This is a genomic window from Halomonas sp. N3-2A (assembly GCF_002216165.1).
Classification (GTDB): domain Bacteria; phylum Pseudomonadota; class Gammaproteobacteria; order Pseudomonadales; family Halomonadaceae; genus Vreelandella.
Genome location: NZ_CP022286.1, coordinates 1365993 through 1390150, shown reverse-complemented (window position 1 = coordinate 1390150; position 24158 = coordinate 1365993). Strand labels below are relative to the sequence as shown.

The window sequence follows — 24158 nt, the reverse complement described above, 5'->3', positions numbered from 1 at the left end:
CGCGAATCATGCAAAATTGCTTAATCAACACCTTATATAAAAACGAAAAAAGGAAAGTCTATGCTCCGCAGTCACATAGGAATAGCAACGGCGCTTACATCACTGCTATTTGCCGTTCCAGCCTACTCCGACGATCCACTTCGCCTCGCTGTTGATGTTCCCTTCGAGCCTTTTGAGTATCGCTTGCCCGACGGCACCCTAACAGGCTTTGAGGTGGAGCTGGGTGAAGAAGTATGCCGACGCATCGAGCGTGAGTGCGAATGGGTAGAGCAAGGCTGGGACGGCATCATCCCCGGCTTATTAGCACGCAAATACGACGCCATCATGTCCTCAATGGCAATCACCGATGCGCGCCGCGAGCAAGTGCTGTTCTCAGAACCCTACTACAGCAACCCTAGTGTCTGGGTGACTCAGGAAGGCAAAGAGATCGATATTGAGGATCACGACGCCCTTGAAGGCATATCGGTAGGCGTTCAGCGTGGCACCATCCGCGATGAGTACATCACCGACACCTATGGCGATCTCGTTGACGTACGGCGCTATGCAACAGGCGAAGATCTCGCGGTAGACATTAGAACAGGTCGTTTAGACGCAGCTTTTATGTATTACCCACTAGCGCTGTCATCGCTTGAAGTTAACGCTGAAGGCAGCGGGATTGTTACCAGCTCGCCGCTGATCCGCGAGCCCAAGCACTATTTCGGACATGGCGTGGCGGCAGCCTTCCATCCTCGCAATGAAGCCCTGGCGGAGCAGTTCAATGAGGCACTGCGAGAAATCAAGCAAGACGGTACCTACGACGAGCTAATGAACAAATACGTCGACTACGACATCAAGATCTAAGACTGTCACTATCTCACCAACTATACCCCCAGGGATAACACGCTATGCTTACCCCTGGGGTCGTTGTATTAAGTAGAGAACAACCTAAATCTAATTCCGAGACAGTGCTTCATTAAGAATGGGCACTTGTACTCTACTCAGCCCAGCTAATCGCCACGTCTCAACGGGCTCGCTGCCTTCTGGCCCCTGAATTGAGCCCCAAGCCACTCGAATCGACGTTGTGTAAACAGCCCCGTCTCCCATCACAATATTCGCGTCAATTAAATAGCGCCGCTTCTGCTCTTGCATGACGTCATCATCAAAATCCGAGGTTACTTCAATCTCCGCAATACCCGCATCGTTACATGCTTCATGGAAGACAGAAAATTTCTCTTCATAATAGGGATCCGGCTCAATTTTCCGTTGATGCATCCCAAGGTGCCTTTCTATATCACCATCACAGATTGCTTGAACAACGAGCTCAACCATCCCTGTGGCCGTCTCGCTATACACTCCATTCGCCTCACTAGCCTCATTAGCCTCATTAGCCTCATTAGCCTCATTAGCCTCATTAGCCTCATTAGCCTCATTAGCCAGCGTAGAGGAAACTAGCAGCAGAGAAAGCGCCGCAGCGGTCGAAATAGAGAATAAATTGCTTTTTTTAAACATGCTTACTTCCCTTTTTTAGCGCTACTCAACGTGACTTAAGGTCGAAACCAGCCCATCGCAGTCACTCACAATCCTTAAGATGACAGTAGCTTAGGAAGCGAAACCTGTCACAAAAAATCCCCCCACATCTCACTCAACTAAAAAAGCGCTTGAGAGCGCTTCGATGGAACGTTATGCGTGAATAGGCCGTGGGAAGTAGTGAGCGAGGCCTAGCGGTTGCTTAGGTGAGGGTAAGAGCCGGTAAAGGCTTTAGCGTGACACTTGGGCGTATCTTTTAGCATAGGCCGTGAACGGCCATAAACGGCGCGAGGAACGAGCGTATTTGATGGTTTGGCTATGCATTAACTGCTCGTTCTACCTCAGAGAAATTGCTGCAAACTACTATTTTATGAGCTTGAGCTTTGGAAAACGCATAAAACCTTACCAGATTGTCCCGGTCGTACTTTTGGTTCCAAGATATCAATTCAATAAGGTTTGCAAACGTTTCATCTTTTTCGTGGCTGCGTGAAAGTTTGTAGCCCAAATAGCGCCGCAGAACCCTCCATTGCCTCAGCAACACTGGCGTATTGAGAACAATTATCTTATCGGCGCCCTCAAAGGACTTCTCTAGCCATTTATAATAGACCCCTTCAATTATCCAGGTTTCATTCGACAGGATTGACTCTAAGTTTCTTTGCCGTGCCTCGTCGCTAGACCTAATGTAATCCGTATGGTTTCGGTCCCAAAATATGTCATCTAAATCGTGCTGAGGCAGACCATATTTCTCTGAAAGCCTTCTAGCAATATATGACTTTCCGCTTCCCGGACCACCAATTATGTGCAGTTTTTGATATTTCATAGCTTCATTGCATAACAGTTTATTAATGAACATGTGTGGCTTTCTGGTAACAACCATTCTGACTAAACGGCCGTAATTTATTGAAACTTATAAAAACGCAGCTCGCCTGAGCGATGCGTTTTGCCAGAAAAATGCGCATCAGTATACAGCGCCTTATCATAAACAATTGTTTTACCGAAACTCACAGCATGCTGCCCCAGAAATATGAGTGCTCATATTACAACTGTCAGTAGAAAAACGCGCAGTGGTCATGGTTGGGCTAAACTAGGTTCCGTCGTTTGGGGTAGACGCGCCACACCCACGTGATGGAAAAAAGGCCACTTCCATCACTGAGAATCCCCTAAGGAAGATGTATCGCAAGCCTTCCAGAGTGCTTAGCAGGTCGAGCACTGCACAGTAGAACTTTTCCCTCTGGTACTGATATGCCTTCTGGATAGGTCACCTCCCCCTGATCCAATAAGCAGGCGCACTCTCCACAGCTACCGCTGCGACATCCATAGGCAGGATGAAGTCCTGCTTTTTCAGCAGTTTCCAAAAGAGTTTCACCAGGTTGCCAGTGAGCTACCACACTAGAATTGGCAAAGCTTACTTCTACCGCTTGTTCAGCGGATGGTACTGCGTATGTTTTTGCTAGCGCCGAAGGGCCGAAGGCTTCTGTGTGTATCTGATTGGGTGCGAGTCCTAGAGCCAACGCCTCCTCATGGTAATGCTGGACAAAGGTAGCGGGGCCGCATAAGTACAGCTGCACTTCGGAAAGGACTTTATCAGCCAGAACCTCCACCAGCGAAACCCGACCTGGAATCCAGCCGTTAGGGACATTGGCAGATCCGGTAACGTGGCGCTGTAATCGTAGCCCCTGCGCGCTCAGGTCGAGTAGTTCCTCACTAAAAGGCGCCTCACTAGCATGTCGCACGCTATGAATTAAGGTTACGGGGCCCCGGTCTGCGCCGGTTAGCTCATGCGCCAAACTCAGTATCGGCGTAATGCCGATGCCACCTCCCAGCAGCATCCAGTGAGCACGGTCTGAGCCGCTAGCTTCTGCTGTAAACGACCCACTCGGCAGGCTGACAGACAACTCCGAGCCCACCTGCAGCGCACTGTGTAAGTAACGCGAGCCCTCGCCGTCGGCCTTAACACTGATGCGATAGTCGGCTTGCTGGCTATCGCCCGAAAGCGTATAGCTGCGTACCAGCGGCGTACCATCCAAGCGCGGTACACGTAGTGTAATGAACTGTCCCGCTTTAAATGGAGCCAGCTCTTTGCCTTGCTGGGAGCTCTTCAAATAGAAAGAGCGAATCTCGGGCGTCTCCTCCACCACGGCGGCTACTTGAACGCGCTGTAGTGTGGAGGGGGCAAGCGCTAGCCAGGGCCCATGGAGTTCAACCTCAGCGGCCACTTCATTTGCGTGGCTACGCCAGTGCAACGCCCCTGGGCGCCAGACAACATGGCGTGGCGTCAGACACCAGTAGCGTTCAGCGCCGGGATACCGCGCCCCTACGGTATCCTCGTCCACAAGCCGCGCTTCACCGGAGAGGTGCAGCACATCTCCACTGGCAAAATCCGGTATTACTAAGGCAGCGCGGCCGCTGGACAGCACGTTGCCTAGCGTATTGAAGAATCGATTGCCCGCAAAATCGGGCAGAATCAGATCACATCCCAGGCGCCGAATAAATCCCGGTTGCCCACCACGATGAGAGGCGTCCACCTGAACGCCTTGGTCGGTATGGGCGTAACTGCCCACGAAGACCGTGATCGCACGATCAATATGCTCAAGCACTGGCGCCGGTAATTGACCTAGGTTCGCGTCGCGCATGGCTAGCACGGAACCCGGCTGGGGCTGTACTGAGTTCATCGTCGACCAGTCGTGAATGTACTGCGGGCAATTACCGAAGGCATGAGCCACTTCCAACTGCCATTGACCTGCTGAACCCCGCAGTACTCCGTTGACCCGGTTACGACGGCGCGTGTGAAGCTCGATACCCAGTAGCCCAATGTTGGCGCCGTTGATAAGCAGCGGTGTAAGGGGGTCATCTGCTGGCGGTGATAACGCTAGATCCAACCGTGATTCGTCCGGCGCATCAACGAATCCTGGAGGGCCTTCCAGCAGTGAGACCCATGGCCAGCTGTCACTATCCACCGCCGCTGCTGCCACAAACGGCAGTTGAGGGAAGAAGTGCTGGAGCTGCGGTGTCAGAAAGGGACGCATCACCTTGCGGCCCACTTCTGCCATCTGCTGTTCCACACCGACCACCCGTTGCAAAGCAAGTTCGCCTTGATGCCATGGGCTGCTGGTGATGTCGTTATTCACCCTTGACTCCTCGCGAGCAGTTCGCCCGCACCGATTTGGAATGCTGCATCGGCTGGCCTAGCGGACCAACCCCACCTTGGTCACGCCCATAGGCACGAACCCATCCAACGACTCGATACGCTGAAGCCAAGTGCGAATATGCGGGTAAGGTTCCAGCGAGACATTCCCTTCAGGCGCATGGGCGATGTAGCTGTAGAGCGAAACCTCCGCCAGGGTGGCCTGCTCACCCGCTAGGAAAGGCTGATTTACTAAGTGGGCATCTACAATTTTAAAAAGCTCATGAGCATCAGCAATCAGCGGTTCAGGGTCGAAAGGAGCATTAAACACCGTGACCAAGCGAGCCTTCATAGCGGAGTTCGCAAGCGGCCCAGCCGCCACCGACAACCAGCGCTGCACCTGTGCTTGAATTAGCGGGTCGTCAGGCAGCCAGCGACCGGCCCCATAGCGACGCTCCAGATAGACCAGAATGGCATTGGAATCTGCCAGGATAACGCCTTGATCATCAAGCACTGGCACCTGTGCGAAGGCATTCAAATTCAGGAAAGGTGGCACTTTATGCTCGCCTGCGGCTAGATCAACATCGATAAAGCTGGCAGACAAATCGAGCAGAGAAAGCATCAGCTCAATGCGGTGGCAGTGGCCAGAAAGAGCGTGGCGATAAACCTTGATAGCATTGGACATTGTTGGGCTCCTTGAATAAGCGCTTTCAATAGATGAGTGTCACCACTATTGAGTGACGTCACTCATTCTGCGCCAAGCAAAGAGATGCAAGAATAGCGATCATGAACAACACAAAATTGCGCTAAATGAAATAATTACTCCACCAACTGCGCCCGCAGCCAAGGAGTTGCCAGCTCAAGGAACGCCATAACGCTGGCAGGCGCTCGAATACCAAGGGTGTAGGTTAGCGCCAGAGTGTCAGCCTTAGGCCAGAGGGGTTTGGCGACAGGTTCGAGCAGCCCCTGCGCGCAAGCACGACGCGCTTCTAGCGCGTAGCAACGTACGATGCCCGCACCTTCTATAGCCGCCTGCAGCCCTGCGGCACTTGCGCTAACGCTAAGCCGGGGTTCAAAGCGGAAGGATTGGCCTTCAGCCAAACGCCAAACAGGCGCCTGCCCTTCCCGATGACAGTGAATAAGCGCATGGTGGGCCAAGCTGTTGAGGTTTTCAGGACGCCCTGCCTTATTCAGATAATGAGGGCTGGCAAACAAGCCAATGCGCAAATCACCTAGGGCCCTAGCGTAAACGCTCCCAGGTAGCGACCCACGCATAAGGCGAAGATGCACAGGCGCATCGCTCTCTATATGTATGGGATGTTCATCAGCCAGCAAGTAGACCTTCAGCGCGGGATGCTGCTCTTGCAATTGCAGTACCACCGGCAATAGGAGTGGTTCCACCAACGTTTGGGGCGCTTGTATACGTAACGTATCCTTGAGCTCGCGATGCTCTAAGCGCGCACTGGTTTCAGCATCGGTAACTGTATGGATCAGTGTGTCAGCGTATTCGCGTAAACGCTCGCCAACCGGGGTCAATGTGCTGCCTCTCGTTGATGTCGTGACTAAAGCGACGCCTAAGCGCTGCTCCTGCGCCCGCAGCAGACGATGGATCTTGGGCGCTGAGAGGCTGCCCGCATCAGCGGCGGCCTGCACGCTGCCGTGTTGGGCAACGGCAGAGAGCGCCATTAAAGCCTCAAAGCGCAGCACCAACTCAGGTGGGAGCGCCATGGTTAGGTACGATAGCCGAGCGCCGGATCGGCACGCAGCCGCTCGGCAAGAAAGTCAACGAAGGTACGCACGCTGGCAGCCCGCCCACGGCCTGCTGTCACCCAAATATTAATGGGAATGGCAGCGGGTTCGAAATGCCTCAATACGCGCCGCACTCTACCTTCGGCTTCACTAGTAGCCACTTGGTAAGAGAGCAGTCGTGTGAGCCCCGCATCTGCCTCGACCGCTGTTAACGCCGCGTGAATAGCGCTGATGCGCAGCCGCGGCGATGGCGTCACCTCAATGCGTTTGCCTTGCTCTTCGAACCACCAGTGCCCGCTCAAGTTTCCGCCTTCCGCCACCACCGTGGGCAGTGCTTCCAGCTCCAGCGGGTGCGTTGGCTCGCCGTGCTGGGCCAACCATGCGGGGCTTGCGCAAACCACTTGCCGCACCTCACCCACCGGCACGGTCAAGTTTTGGCAGTTCTCTGGCACGTGGCCGATGCGTACCGCCACATCGATGCCTTCCTCCTGCAAGCTAACCGGTCGATCGATCAGTTCGGCGCGAACCTGCACATCAGGATACTGTTCCAGATAGTCGACGATTTGCGGGGTAACGAAGTACTCGCCGAACAGCACTGGCGCAGTGACGTGCAATAGGCCGCGTGGGGTGAGATAGCTACCGGTCGCAGCGGCCTCAGCCTCCGCAAGCTGGGCAAGTACCTGCTGGACATCCTCAAGATAACGACGCCCCGCTTCCGTTACGCGCACCTGCCGTGTCGTGCGTTGTAACAACGCAACACCCAAACGCGCTTCAAGCGCCGCCACGACCCGAGTCACCCGAGGCGGCGACAGCGTAAGCTGCCGCGCAGCAGCCGAAAAACTCTCCAGTTGTGCCACCGCCGCAAACACGCGCATCTCTTCGAATCTATCCAAGACAGCTCCAGGGTCAGGGGAAGGAATAGCAAAAGGTATTGAGTCTCAAATACCAGTACAACATTATGGCTCTTGAACGGCATGTCATCAAAAGCACAACAGCGTTTGATACTGACGGCCACATGTAATGGAGAGGTGCTCACCGCTGGGTGGCCTGAGATCGAATAAATACAGGTGCTTGTGTGCGCTTCGATGCGACGCTATGCACGTCTTTTAATTAGTTTTAGCTTGCTGGCGCTTGATGGGTAAGATCGTGGAAGTTAACGCCTGTGGCTTTAATCACCGCGGTCATAGTTCGAAGTGTTGGGTTGCCCTTGGGGGATAAAGCGCGGTAACGGCTTTCGCGTGATACTTTAGCGCGCTCTGCTACCAGCGCCATTCCACCTTGTGCTTCGACAACATGACGCAGCGCCATTAGGAAAGCTGACTCTCCCCCCTCTTCGTCCAGCTCATCAAACGCTGCGCGCAAATCGAATGGCTTTCATCGGGTGCACCATGGTCTCCACCAAAACACGAACTGATGTTATGTATAGAATGGGGCAACATTTCATACAGTATTTCTTTAACTGCTAATATAGCCGGACTTCTTATTAATAAAAAATAGACGATACGCTACTGCGTTGCCCCCCTCTCCTGACAGGTGCTGTGCATGACACTGACATTAAATGGAAAATCTACTCAAAGACATCGTGTTAAACGATTATTTTTTCGTCTTATTTCCTTTCCCTTCACTACGCTTCGTGGGCGCCTAGTCATTGGTGCCGTAGTGCTGTGGAGTCTGCTTTGCCTCATTGTCTTAACGTTTGGCTGGAAGGCGGGACGGCTCCTGGTTAATGAGACGAATAACCAGCATCTGCGGTATGAAGCGGAACTCATCAGCAACTCTATTACATTTCAAGTGAATGAACGAGTCAGAGAACTTGAGCGTTTGGCGGAGAGGGTTATGCTGCCAAGAGAAGGGGCTCTTCTTGAACATCATGCTTATACAATGGAGCCTCTCTTTGAGGCACTGCTAGTCTACGATCTAAACAGTAAAATCGTTGACGAGTGGCCAGCCGACGGAGGTGCCAAAGGCTATAGTTTTGCCGATCGGGAATATGCACGCTTTATGCACGCATTTAAAACCCCATACGTCAGCGAGCCTCTTATAGGACGCATTTCGAATACACCGCTGGTGCTAATGCTAGTTCCCATGCATGACAACCAAGGACGCTACACAGGTTTTTTAGGTGGTTTAGTCAATATAAAACAAAGTCGACTGTTCAAAAATTTTGAGCAAATCCGTCTGGGCGACAACGGCTATGTCACAATTACGACCGCGTCTGGACAACGTATTTACGCCCCAGGTCAACAAGAAGCTATCGTGATATTACCCGATAACATTTCACCAGTCCTAGATAAGGCGCTGGATGGATGGGAAGGCGAAAGTGTGGGCCGCTCGCTATCAGATGAGCCTCAACTGGTAGCTTATCGACAAATTTGGCCTGCTAACTGGATCGTTGGCGTACATCTACCACAAGACCAAGCCGAAGCCCCCCTTATTGCAGGCATGAAGAAAATCACTGTTTATGCCTGGGGCGTGCTCATCCTTATCTTACCTCTAGTATGGGGAGTGATATGGATAACGCTACGCTCCCTAGCTCACCTTGCTCAGCAAGTTCAAGAGCTTCAAGATGGACGCCGCTCTGTACTTAATATTCCGACCAGTGCGATGGAGCTTCGACGCGTCATAGATGTGATTAACGCGACAGAGTCTGCTCGGCAGACCAGTTTAAGTGACCTAGTTGAGCAGGAGGCAATGCTAAGAGGGACGCTATCCGCTTCGCCGTTGGGCATGTTTGTTACGGATCAGCGTGGTCACTTGACGTTTATCAATGATTCCTTACATCAGCTATTGGGAGATGACGCCCCTAATAGTCTAAATGACTGGAGCGACCGAGTTCACTGCGATGATCGCCAAGATGTTAGATCGGCTTGGCTGCGTAGTCTTGTAAAACAATCGAGCTTTGCGCGTCAATTTCGCTTCGTAGGTACCAATCAAGAGTTGTACTGGTTAGATATACATACAGCCGCTATTCGTGTAAACGATAAGTTCATAGGGACCGTCGGCACGGTGCGCGATATTACCCAACATTACAATGATTATGCTCAAAAGAACTGGGAAGCAGAGCATGACCCTCTGACCCGCTTGCTTAATCGTCGTGGGCTTAGGAGGCACCTAAAAGAGTTGTTTAATCAATGGCAAAGTACGGAAAAACCGACAGCAGTTATTCTTTTCGATTTGGATCATTTTAAACCGGTGAACGACCAAGGGGGCCACGCCCTCGGCGATCAAATGCTTCAACAGATAGCTAGTGTTATACAGAACGAAGTGCGAAGCAGTGATTATACAGCTCGCCAAGGTGGGGATGAATTTGCCATTTTGCTGCCAGGCTGCACACCAGAGCGTGCCCCCAAGATTGCTGAGTCCCTACGCGCAAGCATTGCCGCTTGCTCAATTGAAGGTAATGGACGTCAATGGAAAGTTACCGCAAGTATAGGTGTGAGCCACTTCCACAAAGGCGATAAGACTATCGATGATGTTCTATCTCGCGCCGATGCGGCCAGCTATCGAGCTAAGAAGAGTGGACGCAATAAAATTGAAGCGTCGGAGGTGAAGCCTAAATTTTTAATAGTCGTTTAGACTATTGAGATAGTAAGAGCGTTGGCCATTCTTTGGCCAACGCAACCTATGTATGCCTCACCTCACCCATCGACAACCCCTGCCACAACCTCTTACGCGCACGCTTACCCGCCACCTGCAACGCCTCCGCACTCTCAAAGTACCATACGCCTTCATTCAGCCCCAGCGCCCTAAGCAATACCTCCTGTCGTTCCACCATCTGCCTCGCCGTGACCATCCACTTGCTGGCGCCCATCTTCTCAGGACACACCCGGGCAGCCTGTAATAGCATCGCCGCGGCTGGGCGTTTGGGTAGTTGATCCAACAACCAGGTACAGGTTTTGTGCCACTGGCTTTGAGGGTGGTAGTTCAACACGGCCAACATAGCCTGGTCACTACGTCCACCGCCGCCCAGTATCTCTCCCGCTAGAGCCGTAACACTGAACGGTTGGAAGCCAGGGTTGTCGTGGCGATAATCAAGTTGTAGCTCCAGCATGGTGTCAATGATACGGGCTACGGCAGCGTTGCGAGCAGCCTCATCGGTCTTTGCAGCTTCCACCAATCGCCAGGGGTTTTCTATCCGCCTCCTATCGTCAAACTGCATGCTGCTCCCCTTAAGCTGCGTCATCCCCCCTTCCTCCATTCACTACCGCTCTCCAGCGCCAGCCTTTCACCGACTATTTGCGTGCGTGGCCAACTGGCGTACTCCCTCAACACCGATTTCGCCTTATCAAGTCCACGCGCCAGCACGGCGCAGTAGCCTTCGTATTCGCTACCTTCCAACCAATCGAACTGGCTAGGCGCCAGCGCAGCGTCACGCGGTGGCGTTGCTTTAAACTCCAAGTACAAGCCAAACCAACCGCCGCGGGCTTGGCGCACGGGCAAGTTAAAGACTCCTGACTTCACGCCCTGGCGTTTAAGATCGCTGGCCGTTTTCTTGTTGCGTTGCCCACCGTTGGTGAAGATGATCGAGAAGTATGCCCACCTGGCACCCCACCGCGCACGCGATGCGGTTAACCATTTGGGCCAGCGCTCGAATAGAAGCACCCCCCTGCCGAAGTGGCTCAGGATTCCCAGACACAATCTGGACACACTGAAAGACCGGTGAATTTAATGGAGGGCATGCTAGGAAGGAAACGCAGAGCCTAGAAACGAAAAAAGCCCCGTAAAACGGGGCTTTAGAATCGAGGTGGCGGAGGGACAGGGATTCGAACCCTGGATAGGCTATTAACCTATGCCGGTTTTCAAGACCAGGGTTAAAGTAGCTTTTTAAATATGAAATTCAATCACTTAAAGCACAACAGTATAACGACTAGCGGTTATACTCTTGTGTTTTGTGCTAGTTCCCACCTCTAAAGCCCACCTTATAGTTACCCAATTTATCCCTCCACGCCACTACCACTTCTATCCTGAATCAAACTGATTATAAGCTCTTTATCATCCCTCTCTCCGCGTATCTAGTACACCATCTGAAAATTCGCATTTGCCATTCATACGTCAGTGACGCACAATAAGCTCATGTACACGATCGCCGAAACAGATATCTTTAAAGCCAGCGCCGATTCACTTTGGAGTGAAGCTGAAAGAACAGCCTTCTTCGAGTGGTTAGCCAAAAATCCCGAAGCTGGTGATGTTATTCCAGGATCGGGTGGGTGCCGAAAGGTGCGTTGGAAACTGCAGGGTAAAGGAAAGAGTGGCGGCGTACGTGTCATTCATTACAACTGCTTACCGGATGGGAAGATTTGGCTGTTGGTGATATATGCTAAATCAGTACGTGGGAATATCCCCTCTCACATCCTCAAGCAGATTAAAGAGGAGATTGAAGATGCAGAGTGATGACTTTATGACCGGTGAAGAGCTTGGCAACACGCTGCTGGCTTCTATACGCCAAATGAAGCAAGGCAAAGCCGCTCGTGAGACGCAAGTAGAAGTACCCAAGGCCGCAGAAATTCGCCATCGCATGGGGCTCTCTCAAGGTGAGTTTGCTAAGTTGCTGGACGTGAGCCCAGGTACGCTTCGCGGTTGGGAGCAAGGCCGACGCGTGCCTACCGGTACTGCACGTACACTGCTACGAGTCGCTGAAAAACATCCGGAAGCGCTGACAGATCTTTCTTAATAGTGAAGCGCAAAAACCGCCCGTATGAACTGCACCCCAATCGTTGGATAAGAGTCCAACTTTTGGGGCGCAGCTCAAATATACGATGGCTTTTTTAATGGCTGAACGTTGAGGCTAGTACGCTTATGGCTAGGTAGGTAGTATCTTTTTTGATTATTGTATAAAAACCTAAGCAGAGAGAAGGTCAATGCAAATGAGATGGCTGATTGGTGCTGGAGGACTAGTGGCTGGCGTTTTTCTGGGGCTCTATATTGCAGCCTGGCAAGGACCGTCGAATACCAATGACTGTATAATGAGCCAACTCGGCGATATGCAATCTGATGAGGCAGCTCACTACTTATTTACCGTTTGTGTAGACAGTTTTGGGAGATTGTGAATAAAGAGGGTGCTATATCTATATTAGGGTCAACTTACGAAACGGAAAAAATCGTACGCTAAGCCTCTCGAGGTGTCCGTAGTGGCCGAAAACAACCGCGCTCGACCCTCTTTATCCTGATGCCAGATGTAGTCGCCGGTCAGATTGATGTGCTCCCAGCCCAACGGCGACAGCAGCGTGTAATTATTGTCAAGAAAGACCCTAAGGGGTCAAACGGCTGACACCCAGTTAGGCCATAGCCTAACTGGATACAAACAAGTATTAAGGAGCCTGGGCGGCGCACGGTCACCTTAGCCATACCTCGCCGCTATTCGAGTTGCCCCACCACGCCGGAATTGACAAGCGGTCGAAGCACCATGATGGCCACGCCAAACAGAACCGTTCCAAGGGCTGCAACCCAAAGCGACCCATTGGCATAGCCGATACCGGCCAGGCTGGCCGATAGGGCTATCCCGATGTGCATCAGGCTCATGCCTAGAGCGATCAGAGCCCCTCGTCGTGAGGGAGCGAGTCTGGCAATGTGGTATTGCAGGGCGGGAGAGCCCACTCCCCCCGCAAGTGCCCATAGTGGCAATGCAATTAGCAAGGACCATGGCAGTGTGCTTGCGACTGCAAATACCACTGCATTCATGACCAGGCATATGACCAGGGCGATGCGCATGACGCGCCGCCCATCGCCGAGGCATGAAATCATCACGGGCATCATGAAATTGCCCGCCATGCTGACAGCCCCGAGCAAGACGTACGTCACTCCGATGATGCTTGTTCCGTGCCCGGCAACATCACGCAAGCGCTCACCGATTAGCGTAAAAATGCCGATGCCACCGCCAAGCCCAAAACCCATTGCGATCAGAGCACCCAAGGCCCCCGGGACAAGCAAGGGGGCTTTGGGCTTAGGCTTCGTGACAACGACTACCGAATGCGATTGTGGTTTGATCACGAATGCCAGCGCCGCAAAAGGCACAGCTGCAAGGCCAAGCGCGATAAAGGCCACCCGCCAGGAGAACAGCGCGGTCAGTAGCGGCCTCCTGAAGGGCCCAGCGAGACCAGCTGGTTGATAGGCACGGTGTGGAAGCGCTGCAAGGCGTTGAGCTAACGTGTACTAATGGCCCGTGAGGCTTGACCCTATAACACCCAAGGGGTCTGGTCGCAGTGATAATGAAAACCGGATACGCGCTTCCTGTCAGTGACAGGAGACGAGAGACGCCACAAAACATCGATAACACGTTCAGCATGATATACATGACCAGTTACGCCTGACGACCATAGCACGCGTGAACCACCTGATCCCATGCCGAACTCAGAAGTGAAACCGCTTAGCGCCGATGGTAGTGTGGGGTCTCCCCATGCGAGAGTAGGTCATCGTCAGGCACTTATTTAACAAGAAACCCAGCCCATCGGCTGGGTTTTTTGTTTGCGCGAAAGAAAATCAATTAGAGATGTTCCCAAGTCTCCGCACCGTCATTCCCGAGCCACCGCACCATCATTCCCGAGTGGGGTTATCGGGAATCTACCTTGACCTTGACCTGCAGCAGCCCGAAACCCCAGCCCAACATGTATTCCCGCTAAGGGCCTGCGGGAATGACGAGCTAACTTTGAAAATTAATCCCGTTGGTGCTGGCATTCGCCAGCGGCCCAAGTTTCATAGATAGCGCGATCATCAGCGAGCATCATCAGCGCAAATAAGCGCTCGCCGAGTGTTTTGCTGTGTTGGATACGGCGCTTCAACAGTGATGTCGCATGAGGATCAATGACTACAAAATCAGCCTCGTAGGAAGGGGCAAGTTGGCCGATATGGGTATCTAGTGAAAGCGCTTTTGCATTGCCATGGGTTAAACCGTAAAAACCTTGCCATGCGGTGAGAGGCTGTCCCCCTAATTGGCCCACTTGGTAGGCTGCCTTAAGCGTTCCAAACCCTGATAAATCGGTGCCTGCGCCGATATCGCTAGCATAGGTAAATGCCATGCCGGTCTGTTTAGCTGCTTCTCGGTCAAATAATCCGCTGCCTAGGAAAAGATTGGAGCTTGGACAAAAGGCAATATTGGCGCCTCGATCCGCCAAGCGTTTACGCATATCGTTATCCAGATGAATGCCGTGCGCGAAGGTACTGCGAGGGCCGACTAATCCCGCTTCTTCGTAAACGGCTAAGTAGTCGCGGCTACCAGGAAATAATTCGGCTACCCAGTCTAATTCCCCACTGTTTTCAGCCAAATGAGTTTGCAGCCAAAGGCTAGAGTCGTTACGCAAGAGGGCGCCGGCAGCATCCATTTGTATTTTGGTAGAGGTGGGCGCAAAGCGTGGCGTGACGCTATAACCTAGTCGGCCATTGCCATGCCAGTCTTGAATAAGTCGCTCACTGTCTGCAATCCCTGACACGCCATCCATTAGGGCGTCAGGCGCGTTGCGATCCATTAATACTTTACCGACCAGCATGCGTAGCTGACGTTTTTGGCAGGCGGTGAAGAACGCATCCACTGAGCCAGGATGGCTTGAGCCAAATACTTGGGCTGTTGTCGTTCCCGCGCGAAGCATTTCATCTAGAAAAGCGTTCGATAGCGCTTCAGCATGCGCATGATTGGCAAAACGGCACTCTTCAGGAAACGTATAGTCATTTAGCCAATCAAGCAGCTGTCGGCCGTAGGAAGCCATGATGTCTAGCTGAACATAGTGAACGTGAGTATCGATAAAACCGGGCATAATCAACTTGCCGCGATAATCAATAACATGGGCGTCACTTGGCAGTTGATCAGCGAGATCACCATAGTGGCCGACAGCCTGAATATGACTGCCTTTTAGCCACAGTAGCCCGTCGCCATAATGCTCTAGGCTACCTGGCTGAGGTAGGTCATCATTACCTGGGTCGCGTGCAAAGCTGACAATTTCAGCGCGGATGAGCGTATCGATTGAGGAATTCATATTAACTCTGAGTCGTTTTCGTATCGTCAACAAGTGCACGTATTGCGTTCGGCTCAAGGCCGCGCATGTCTAGTGAGGCTGGCTTGTCCGTTAGCCAAAGCAGTTCGGTTACCACCGTCAAAGCAATCGCATAGGGGGTTTTGTTGCTAAGTTTAGTGTTATGAATACAGCCAATGGGACTGCGTACACGCTCTATTTCTTCAGCGGTGTAGCCTTCGCGCTGCAGTCGTCCTCGGAAGCTTGCCCATTTGCTATCAGAGCCGATTAATCCTATCGAGGCGATGTCATTGCGCTGTAGTAAAGCGGTGATAAGGGCGTAATCTTCATCATGGTTGTGGGTTAATACCAATGCATGACAGTAGGGCGGCAGGGCTGAAGTTCCCTCTTGTGCACTGCTCAGCGTATGGCAACTGAGTCGGGATTGCTGCTGATCGCGTTCGTTAAATACATCTGCTCGGCTATCAAACCAGTGTACTTGCCAGGGTAGCGGTTCGCTAAGCTTTACGATCTCTCGTCCGACATGGCCGGCACCAAATAAAGCGATATTGGTAGCGGCACCAGGAAACATTTCCAGCAGCACATTGACATAACCGCCACAGCACTGGCCGCTGCGGCCACCTAGCGAGAATGCCTCTAAGTGAAAGCCCGCGCGGCCTTGCTGTAAAAAGTCTCGAGCAGCGTGGATAGTTTGCCACTCGAAAGTGCCTCCACCTAGAGTGTCATAGACAGCCTCTTGGGTGATCACCATGCGCGCGCCGGGCTCACGCGGGGTTGAGCCCGCGCTGGTTACCTGAGTGGCCAACACGTGGGGAACGCCGCTACGCTGCAATCGATCGAGTGCAGCGTGCCAAGTTTCTGCCGGGGGCTGTGTCATAGCGCTTTTTCTCTAATTGCGTTTGCAGCCAACATCACTCGCTCAGGGGTTGCGGGAGTGTCGAGATGGGGAGACTGTTGGTAATCGGTTAAGCTTGAAAGCGCATCACGTAGTGCAGACCAAACACAGATACCAAGCATAAACGGTGGCTCACCAACGGCTTTAGAACGATATAGGCTTGCCATGGAATTTGGGTGGCCTTCCAATAGTTCAACGTTAAAAATAGCGGGAAGATCACCAAACGTGGGTATTTTGTAGGTCGCAGGCCCGTCGCTAACCAGCATACCTTTATCGCTCCACTTAAGTTCTTCACTGGTTAGCCAGCCCATTCCCTGGATAAAGCCACCTTCTACTTGGCCAATATCAATGGCAGGGTTTAGCGAATTGCCAACGTCATGCAGCACGTCAACACGGTTAACTAAATATTCGCCGCTCAATGTGTCAACACTCACTTCGGCAACGGCTGCTCCAAACGCGTAATAATAAAAAGGGCGGCCTTGGCCCGTTGCACGGTTGTAATGAATCAATGGTGTCGCATAAAAGCCTTTTTCTGACAGCGAGATGCGATTGAGGTAGGCCGTTTGAACAAGCTCTCCCCAGGGGATGCGACGCTCGCTTTCATTAATCCCAGCAATCAGCATGCCATCTTCCAGGCGCATGCCTTCTCGGTCTAAGCCGCCTTCAAAATGCATCGCGGCAAAGTCGAACAACCTTTCGCGCAATTTACTGGCGGCATCTCGCGCGGCCATGCCATTGAGGTCGGCGCCGCTTGAAGCCGCCGTCGGGGATGTATTGGGTACTTTATCCGTGCGAGTTGCACTAATCCGCACGCTATCTAAATCCAAGCCAAGCTCGCGAGCCACTACTTGGCAAATCTTGGTGTGCAGTCCTTGGCCCATTTCAGTGCCGCCATGATTGATCATAATGCTGCCATCGGTATAAACATGCAGCAGCGCACCGGCCTGATTGAGGTGCTGGGCGGTAAATGAGATGCCAAACTTTACTGGCGTCAGCGCGAGCCCTTTTTTAATAATGGGGCTGTTGCTATTAAATGCCTTAATAGCCGCACGGCGCGCCCAGTAATCACTACTGCTTTCCAATGTATCAATCAGCGTATGAAGTAACTGCTTTTGGTCCACTGGCTGTCCGTAGTGGGTGACGTCTCGCCCGTCGCGATAGAGGTTTCGTTTGCGTATGGTGAGAGGGTCTTCACCGACCTTGCGCGCGATATCATCCATTGCAGCTTCGATAATCATCATGCCCTGAGGGCCGCCAAAACCCCGAAAAGCCGTGTTAGAAGCGGTATGGGTCTTAGCTCGATGACCGGTGACGCGAGCATTGCCTAATGAGTAAGCGTTGTCGGCATGGAACATTGCACGGTCAACAATGGCGTCCGAAAGGTCAGGCGAGTATCCGCAGTCACCAATAACTGTTATGTCTCCCCCCTGGATGATGCCTTGCCGATTAATGGCTAGTCGGTAGCGATTATGAAAGGGGTGTCGCTTACCGGTCGCGCGCATATCATCACTTCGTGGTAGACGTATACGTGTAGCTTTTCCGGTTCTGCGGGCAATAATGGCTGCCATACAAGCCCAAGGAGATGCTTGAGTTTCTTTGCCTCCAAAACCGCCGCCCATGCGGCGTACTTCAACGGTAACTGCATGAAAGGGAATGCCCAGTACTTCAGCGACAAGTTTTTGGGTCTCACTAGGGTGCTGGTTAGAGGTATGGACAATGACCCCTTCATCTTCGGTAGGCAGAACCAAGCACGCTTGTCCCTCCAGGTAAAAATGTTCCTGTCCGCCGATGAAAAGCTCGCCCTCAACCGTTTGCTCGGCTTGGCGCAGTTCCGCTTGCCAATCGCCTCGCTCTTGAACATGTGTAGGGCGAACCACATCATTGCGTTCGGCTGCAGCAACAGGGTCGAGGCTCGCTGGTTGTTCATCAATACTTAACTGGGCCAGCGTTACCGCTCGGCGAGCAGCCTGAAGCGAGGTAGCCGCAACGGCGAAAATACACTGGCCTGCGTAGCTAATTTCTTGATCAACAAAAATGGGGTCGCCTGGAAAGACAGGGCCGATATCCGTATGGCCGGGCACGTCGTGAAAAGTGATGACATCGACAACGCCAGGCGCTTGTTTAACTGCTTCGAGATCAAGCGCGGTCAATGTGCCGTGTGCGACAGGAGATAGCCCCAGAGCTACATGCAGGGCATCTGCCGGTGCTTTGAGGTCATCAATGTAGGCGGCCTTGCCGGTAACGTGTTTTTCAGCGCTTTCATGGAAGCTAGCGGTGCCTGCTTGGCGCTGACCGTGGCTATCGACAGTATGGCGGGCAAGTGGGCCTGACCCTTGGATGTGGTCATGTAACTCTCGACGAGCTCGGCTGCTGTCGCCATCAAGTTTAGTGAGCGTACGCATGGAGCATCACCTCCTGGTTGGGTGACGAAAGCGATAAGTAGAGGCGTTCTAATAGGTTGAGAGCGGCTTGTTCTCGGTAGTATTGGCTACCCCGTACATCGCTCATTGGCTGAAACTCTTCAGCAAGGGCTTGCTGGGCTGCTTGAAAGCTAGCTTTGGAAACGGGCTGGCCCTCTAACGCAGCTTCTGTTTGACTCGCTCGCTTGGGAGTTGCAGCCATACCGCCAAAGGCAATGCGAACATCCTCCATCACACCCTGATTAACACGGTAGCAAAACGCACCTAATACCGCCGTTATATCATCCTCGCGTCGTTTAGAAAGCTTCCAGACCCTTAGTGTGGCTGATTCGGCCAGTTGAGGAATAAAAATTCGACTGATGACTTCATCAGCAGCCAGCGCTGTTTTTTTATAGTCGATAAAAAAATCACTTAGCAACAGCTGGCGAGTACCGACATGGCTGGTAAGTTCTACCCACGCATTGAGCGCCAGTAGTACAGGTGGCGTATCTCCTATTGGCGAAGCGTTGGCGATGTTTCCACCGAGCGTTCCCCGGTTACGAACTTGTTGGGAGCCGAGCCTGTGAAGGAGGTGTGCAAACGCAGGAAAGTGACTGCTTAATAAGGGCTCAAGTTGCGAGTACGTAACCCCGGCGCCTACCCACCAACCTGGTTGAGCTTGGAATGTCGCCTCTTCAATTTGGCGCAATTCAGCCACGCGAGTGGTATCAATAAGCTGGTTCAGTGCGGTAAGGCGCTGAGTGCTTTCCAGCCATAGATCTGTTGCGCCAGCCACAAGGCGTGCATCAGGATAGCGATATCTTGCGTCGGCCAACTCAGCCAAGGTGGTTGGCTGTACGAACAGTGGCTCACTCTTTGCGGTTGACTCCGGCACATGAAGCGGGTAACTGGCTGGCTGAGACGCATCGAACCACTGCGGTGCTTCCCAAGAGTAATCTTGCATACTCAATGCGGCGTCACGAATCGGTCGGTATCCCGTGCAGCGGCATAAATTTCCACCTAATGTGGCTTCCAGTGTTTCTGGTGTAAGAGGTGAGGGGCGCTGCTGTTGGTTGGCATGCAAGGTGAACAAGGACATGACAATTCCTGGTGTGCAAAATCCGCACTGGCTGCCATGGCACTCGATCATTGCGCGTTGAGCTGGGTGCAAGTTGCCTTCAGTCGCAAGCCCTTCAACGGTAATAACGTGCTGACCGTGAAGTTGATGAGCCGGGGTAATACACGCGTTGACGCTTAAAAAGCGGCTTTGCGTGTCGCTTGGATTGTTGATTGCGACTGTACAAGCACCACAATCACCCGATGCGCAGCCCTCTTTTGTGCCAGTGATGCCCAAATGATCACGCAACAGCGTTAGAATGCTGGTGTCAGGGGGTACATGACACTGCTTGGGGGTGCCGTTGAGCAGGAACTCAATCGTAGCCATGCCAAACTCCGTTATGATTGTTCTGACCGATCGGTCAATATTGTTTAGCTTGAGACAAAAGAGCGCACCTTGCAAGAATTTGTTGCTAATGCGGCTGTCTGTGCACTTACACGGCCGGCGTCGATAAACCAATTATATGTAATAAGTCCCATGGGCTGACCATTGGTGCTTATCAAAAGCGCTTATTAAAGGAGCTTAATCAATGACAGCGGATACCGCTAACCATGAAAATGCCAGCAGAGATCGCATTGAACAGACCATACTGAGCGCTGCGGAGCAGGTGTTTTCTCAACATGGTTATCGTGGTGCCAGCCTTCAGGCCATCGCCGATATAGCAGGTCTTCCTAAGGCGAATATTCTCTATTACATGGGCAGTAAGCAGCTGCTTTATGTACGACTGCTTAATCGAATGATGAACCGGTGGAATGCGGTACTTGAAGATATAACACCTGAAAGTGATCCAGCTAAGGTATTAAGCGATTTTATTCGCACCAAAATGATGCTGGGTCAGCGTTACCCCGAAGGTTCAAAGCTATTTGCCGCCGAGATTTTGGCGGGTGCGCCTTTTTTGAGTAACTACCTCTCTGGTGAGTTGAAAGAGTGGGTAGCTTCCCGTGCAGAAATTATTCACCAGTGGTCTCAGCTAGGGAAAATGGATGATGTCGATCCACGCTGGCTTATATTCTTGATTTGGTCGGCTACCCAGCATTACACGGAATACAGTGCGCAGGTAACGGGGATATTAGGGACTGAAGTGCTCAGCGAAACGGATTTCGAGTCTATTTGCCGTTTTCTTGAGCATGTTATTTTGAAAGGATGCGGTATTTCAGCGTCGCATTTATCAAACGACTCATCAGTTTAGCTGCTATGCCCCTATTGGCGATGTCTACGCTTCCCATTGAACAGCACCTCAAGCAGATTCAGGCGGCTCTCTCTGAACATAACCGCCTAATCTTAATCGCCCAGCCAGGGGCGGGTAAGACAACCCGCGTTCCGCTGACCTTGCTTAACAGTCAATGGGCGCAGGGCCAGAAGATAGTGTTGTTAGAGCCTCGACGGGTAGCTGCTCGTTTGGCGGCAAACTTTATGGCCGCGCAGCTTGATGAGCCTGTCGGTAAGACAGTTGGCTATCGTATGCGAGGGGGCAGCAAAGTGGGGCCGCACACACGCTTGGAGGTGGTCACCCAGGGCGTCCTGACGCGTATGTTGCAAGATGATCCGTTGCTCGAAGGCGTCGCCGGTATCATCTTCGATGAGTTTCATGAGCGCAGCATAGAAGCAGATCTTGGGCTGGCGCTATCGCTGGATATTCAGCAAAGCATTCGCGATGACTTACGACTGATGGTGATGTCTGCGACGTTAGATGTTGCTGCTTTAAAAAGCGTATTGGGCAGCGATACATGCGTGATTGAAAGTACGGGGCGTGAATTCCCAATTGAAACCTATTATCGCCCTTTTAACAGCGATGAAGCGTTAGACGCTGCCGCTTACCGAGTGGTAACCGAAGCCTTAGCGAATGCCGGTAGCCGCGACGTGTTGGTGATTTTACCTGGGGTGGCAGAGATAACTCGGCTAGTGCAAATGCTGGAAAATAGCACCTTTGATATTGAGGTGCGCGCATTACATGGCGGCATGCCTATCGAGGCGCAGCAAGCGGCATTGAAGTTACACGAAACTCGCCAGCGGGTGATTGTATCGACGGCCATTGCGGAATCCAGTGTGACAGTTGATGGCGTTAATGTGGTTATTGACGCTGGCTTGGAGCGTGTGCCGTTGTTTCAGCCGCGAACTGGGCTCACTCGACTAACTACCCGGCGTGTCAATCGTGCCAGCGCTGATCAACGTCGTGGTCGTGCAGGGCGGCAGCAGCCGGGTGTATGTTATCGCTTATGGTCTCAAGAGCAGCCACTGGTTGCCTATGGTGAACCTGAGATAGCACAAGCTGATTTATCAAAACTTGCGCTTGAGGTTGCCGTATGGGGAGCGCGTTCGCCCGAAGAGTTAGTTTGGATGACACCACCGCCTAACGGTGCATGGCAAAGTAGCCAGGCTTTGCTTCGTCAGCTTGGTGTTCTAGATGCAGCGGGTTTATTAACACCATTAGGTAAGCAAAGTGCGCGTTGGCCGCTTGAACCTCGTTTAGCGGTCATGCTGTCAAAGGCAGTGTCATTGGATGCATTACCGCTCGCCTGTGCTTTAGCAGCTCTGCTAGAGGGTAGAGAGCGTGTCAGCGGCTCGCTAAGAGATGCGCTGGCTCAGCGGCTCAGCCAACCCTGGCGATTTCCTCAATGGCAACGAGAAACCAAGCGCCTTATGGACATGGCTAGCCTTCAGATGCCACATAAGCTACCGCTTGAGCCGCTTAGCTATCTGCTGGCGATGGCTTACCCGGATCGCGTTGGTCAATTCATCAGTCCAGGTCGGTTCAAGCTGGCCAATGGCAAAACTGCCACGCTCTCCATTAGCCACCCCCTAGCGAATGAAGCATTTATCGTCGCCGTTAGCGTAGAGAGTGCCAGTAGTGAGGCAGCAATTTACCTGGCAGAACCGATTACGCAGGCAGCGCTTATTGACCTTTACCCGGCAACTCAACAGTGGGAGGAGCGTGTTACTTGGTCAAATGCCCAAGGAAAGCTTCTTGGTGAAGCTGTTCAGCGCCATGGTGAACTTGTGTTGGCAAGTCGGCCCTTAGCGGAGTTATCTGGAGAGGCTGTCCAGCAGGCATTGCTGCGCGCATTAAAGCAACGCCCTGCGGCGCTTTTTAATGGCAAGGTTAAGCAATTACAGGGGCGAATGGCGCTAGTGGCGAGTATTTATTCTAACGTATGGCCTGACTGGTCAGAAAGCGCGCTATTAGACAGTTTGGATGTATGGCTGGCACCCTACATGACGGGTATGACACGCTTCAGCCTGCTAGAAAAAATGCCATTCCAGACCTACTTAATGGCAACGCTCAGTTGGGATGAGCAAACCCATTTTGAGCGTTTAACACCGTCGACAATAATGGCTCCTAGCGGTAATCGAGCAGCCATTGATTATGAGCCCTGCCTAACAGGAAGGCCGCCAGTGCTTGCTTTGAAGTTACAGGAAGCGTTTGGCTGGCAGGATACTCCCGCCGTTGCGGACGGTCATGTGCCGGTTGTTATTCATCTGCTTTCACCGGCAAAAAGGCCGCTTCAAGTTACTCAGGATTTACGCAGTTTTTGGTTGAATGGCTACCCAGAGGTGCGTAAAGAGATGCGTGGCCGCTACCCTAAACACCCCTGGCCAGAAGATCCAATTACCGCTCAAGCAACGGCATCTACAAAACGAAGGTAACGTTAATAACACCGTTTAAAGAGAAGCCAGATCGAAGAAGGTCATTGCGTTTGCTCTTCAGGTATTTTACCTGGCACGCGATAGCGTACTCCGTCGGCACGCTGCTCTTCATAACGCCGGTTTTCTTCTTCTGGGGGCACGCCAAGCACAGTCTCTTGCGAGCCATCCGGCCAAGTGTAAGTTGTGCAGCCAGTCAACGATACTAAGACCACGGTTATTAACGAGAACAACGAAATAAATCCACGACATTTGGGCATATTAGGCTCCATCACCAGTCAAAAGCTGCTCTTAGCAAAGCGTGCGTAGTGTGAATGGCACGACAGTAAGTCGCAAGCTTAATCCCAAATTGTTAGATTTGTTAGATTTCTTCCCAAAGGCTACGTCGAAACTCATGGGAAAGCTGAGATACCTTAGCAAAACGCTCAAGATTAGCATCGGTAAGCGTTTTGACCATTTCTTGGTAATGCTCAGTGAGTTCCTTAGCGCTGCAATTTTCTTTGCCATCAGTCAGGCATAGCGTCAGTTTTTCGCTACTTTTAGCGATAGCTTGGAAAAGCTCAGCTTCCAGCTGCATGGCTTCTGTCACGCTCTCAAGCCACGCAATCTGACAACGCACCATTGGCATGGTGCTCAATAGGCAGTAATGCTGCCACCAAGCTGCGATATCTTGGTTCGTGTCGTTGATGGATGAGGGCTGCTTTTTGTTTGTATGGTCCATAGTAGGTTCCTATCGAGTTTTTCAATTTGTGAGGCATTCTTCACA

The 24158-nt window shown here is 52.3% G+C and carries 22 protein-coding genes, 1 rRNA gene and 1 other annotated feature; of the genes, 7 read left to right on the top strand and 16 right to left on the bottom strand.

Translation table 11 applies throughout. The annotated features are described in order from the left end of the window. Positions 1-60: 60 nt before the first annotated feature. The gene (locus tag CEK60_RS06565) at positions 61-840 is read left to right on the top strand and encodes a transporter substrate-binding domain-containing protein (RefSeq protein WP_089038349.1); all 780 of its coding nucleotides are present in this window, start codon (positions 61-63) and stop codon (positions 838-840) included. 90 nt (positions 841-930) lie between these two features. Here CEK60_RS06565 and CEK60_RS06560 read toward each other — a convergent pair whose 3' ends face one another. The 7 genes from CEK60_RS06560 to CEK60_RS06530 all read right to left on the bottom strand — a co-directional run bounded on the left by CEK60_RS06560 (position 931) and on the right by CEK60_RS06530 (position 7741). Continuing rightward, positions 931-1488: a hypothetical protein gene (locus CEK60_RS06560; protein ID WP_089038348.1), complete on the bottom strand. Its 558-nt coding sequence runs from the start codon at positions 1486-1488 to the stop codon at positions 931-933. A 334-nt stretch (positions 1489-1822) separates the two neighbouring features. Then, positions 1823-2326: a DNA topology modulation protein FlaR gene (locus CEK60_RS06555; RefSeq protein ID WP_157698017.1), complete on the bottom strand. Its 504-nt coding sequence runs from the start codon at positions 2324-2326 to the stop codon at positions 1823-1825. Positions 2327-2666: 340 nt separating this feature from the next. Beyond that, entirely contained in the window at positions 2667-4634 is a 1968-nt protein-coding gene (locus tag CEK60_RS06550; protein WP_089038346.1) for a 2Fe-2S iron-sulfur cluster-binding protein, read from the bottom strand. 57 nt (positions 4635-4691) lie between these two features. Then, positions 4692-5315: a glutathione S-transferase family protein gene (locus CEK60_RS06545; RefSeq protein ID WP_089038345.1), complete on the bottom strand. Its 624-nt coding sequence runs from the start codon at positions 5313-5315 to the stop codon at positions 4692-4694. 134 nt (positions 5316-5449) lie between these two features. Next, positions 5450-6358 (bottom strand): LysR family transcriptional regulator, encoded by a 909-nt coding sequence (locus CEK60_RS06540; RefSeq protein WP_089038344.1) that lies wholly within the window; start codon positions 6356-6358, stop codon positions 5450-5452. Between the two features lie 2 nt (positions 6359-6360). Beyond that, positions 6361-7272 (bottom strand): LysR family transcriptional regulator, encoded by a 912-nt coding sequence (locus tag CEK60_RS06535; protein ID WP_089038343.1) that lies wholly within the window; start codon positions 7270-7272, stop codon positions 6361-6363. 223 nt (positions 7273-7495) lie between these two features. Then, entirely contained in the window at positions 7496-7741 is a 246-nt protein-coding gene (locus CEK60_RS06530; protein WP_232471481.1) for a helix-turn-helix domain-containing transcriptional regulator, read from the bottom strand. A gap of 180 nt (positions 7742-7921) precedes the next feature. Here CEK60_RS06530 and CEK60_RS06525 point away from each other — a divergent pair, with 180 nt between their 5' ends. Next, positions 7922-9955, top strand: a complete 2034-nt coding sequence (locus CEK60_RS06525) for a sensor domain-containing diguanylate cyclase (RefSeq protein ID WP_089038342.1) — start codon at positions 7922-7924, stop codon at positions 9953-9955. 46 nt (positions 9956-10001) lie between these two features. On the opposite strand, the gene CEK60_RS06520 is transcribed toward CEK60_RS06525, so the two are convergent. Together CEK60_RS06520 and CEK60_RS06515 are read right to left on the bottom strand one after the other, a co-directional pair. Next, positions 10002-10538: a hypothetical protein gene (locus tag CEK60_RS06520; protein ID WP_157698016.1), complete on the bottom strand. Its 537-nt coding sequence runs from the start codon at positions 10536-10538 to the stop codon at positions 10002-10004. A 20-nt stretch (positions 10539-10558) separates the two neighbouring features. Continuing rightward, positions 10559-10819, bottom strand: coding sequence for a hypothetical protein (locus tag CEK60_RS06515; RefSeq protein ID WP_232471480.1), 261 nt, complete (start codon positions 10817-10819; stop codon positions 10559-10561). A gap of 633 nt (positions 10820-11452) precedes the next feature. On the opposite strand from CEK60_RS06515, the gene CEK60_RS06510 reads away from it, so the two are divergent. Both CEK60_RS06510 and CEK60_RS06505 read left to right on the top strand, forming a co-directional pair. Continuing rightward, on the top strand, positions 11453-11770 hold the full coding sequence (locus CEK60_RS06510; protein ID WP_035579411.1) for a hypothetical protein: 318 nt from the start codon (positions 11453-11455) through the stop codon (positions 11768-11770). After that, positions 11760-12050 carry a helix-turn-helix domain-containing protein gene (locus CEK60_RS06505; protein WP_088701400.1) on the top strand — a complete coding sequence of 97 codons (291 nt, stop codon included), beginning with the start codon at positions 11760-11762 and terminating at the stop codon, positions 12048-12050. Before CEK60_RS06510 ends, CEK60_RS06505 begins: the two co-directional genes overlap by 11 nt. Before the next feature lie 683 nt (positions 12051-12733). On the opposite strand, the gene CEK60_RS22090 is transcribed toward CEK60_RS06505, so the two are convergent. Further along, complete coding sequence (locus CEK60_RS22090) at positions 12734-13306, bottom strand: hypothetical protein (RefSeq protein ID WP_157698015.1); 573 nt, start codon at positions 13304-13306, stop codon at positions 12734-12736. A 149-nt stretch (positions 13307-13455) separates the two neighbouring features. Further along, positions 13456-13540: a sequence feature (23S ribosomal RNA rRNA prediction is too short), on the top strand. A gap of 141 nt (positions 13541-13681) precedes the next feature. Between CEK60_RS22090 and rrf the strand changes: the two genes are divergently transcribed. Further along, positions 13682-13797: ribosomal RNA gene (rrf, locus tag CEK60_RS06495) — 5S ribosomal RNA — on the top strand. A 231-nt stretch (positions 13798-14028) separates the two neighbouring features. Here the strand turns inward: rrf and guaD are convergent. Genes guaD through xdhA form a run of 4 tightly spaced genes read right to left on the bottom strand, consistent with a single transcriptional unit; the run spans position 14029 to position 20077 of the window. Further along, positions 14029-15342: a guanine deaminase gene (gene guaD / locus CEK60_RS06490; RefSeq protein ID WP_089038339.1), complete on the bottom strand. Its 1314-nt coding sequence runs from the start codon at positions 15340-15342 to the stop codon at positions 14029-14031. Position 15343: 1 nt separating this feature from the next. Then, positions 15344-16216: a xanthine dehydrogenase accessory protein XdhC gene (gene xdhC / locus CEK60_RS06485; RefSeq protein WP_089038338.1), complete on the bottom strand. Its 873-nt coding sequence runs from the start codon at positions 16214-16216 to the stop codon at positions 15344-15346. Continuing rightward, the gene (gene xdhB / locus CEK60_RS06480) at positions 16213-18636 is read right to left on the bottom strand and encodes a xanthine dehydrogenase molybdopterin binding subunit (RefSeq protein WP_089038337.1); all 2424 of its coding nucleotides are present in this window, start codon (positions 18634-18636) and stop codon (positions 16213-16215) included. The genes xdhC and xdhB overlap by 4 nt, the downstream gene beginning before the upstream one ends. Further along, entirely contained in the window at positions 18620-20077 is a 1458-nt protein-coding gene (xdhA, locus tag CEK60_RS06475; RefSeq protein ID WP_089038336.1) for a xanthine dehydrogenase small subunit, read from the bottom strand. Before xdhA ends, xdhB begins: the two co-directional genes overlap by 17 nt. Before the next feature lie 202 nt (positions 20078-20279). Here xdhA and CEK60_RS06470 point away from each other — a divergent pair, with 202 nt between their 5' ends. Together CEK60_RS06470 and hrpB are read left to right on the top strand one after the other, a co-directional pair. Beyond that, entirely contained in the window at positions 20280-20939 is a 660-nt protein-coding gene (locus CEK60_RS06470; RefSeq protein ID WP_089038335.1) for a TetR family transcriptional regulator C-terminal domain-containing protein, read from the top strand. A 20-nt stretch (positions 20940-20959) separates the two neighbouring features. Beyond that, positions 20960-23395, top strand: a complete 2436-nt coding sequence (gene hrpB / locus CEK60_RS06465) for an ATP-dependent helicase HrpB (RefSeq protein WP_198361473.1) — start codon at positions 20960-20962, stop codon at positions 23393-23395. Between the two features lie 41 nt (positions 23396-23436). Here the strand turns inward: hrpB and CEK60_RS06460 are convergent, their stop codons facing one another. Both CEK60_RS06460 and CEK60_RS06455 read right to left on the bottom strand, forming a co-directional pair. Further along, a complete protein-coding gene (locus CEK60_RS06460; protein ID WP_089038333.1) occupies positions 23437-23652 on the bottom strand; it encodes a hypothetical protein in 216 nt (71 codons plus the stop codon). A 101-nt stretch (positions 23653-23753) separates the two neighbouring features. After that, a complete protein-coding gene (locus tag CEK60_RS06455) occupies positions 23754-24113 on the bottom strand; it encodes a hypothetical protein (RefSeq protein ID WP_089038332.1) in 360 nt (119 codons plus the stop codon). Between the last annotated feature and the right edge of the window lie 45 nt (positions 24114-24158).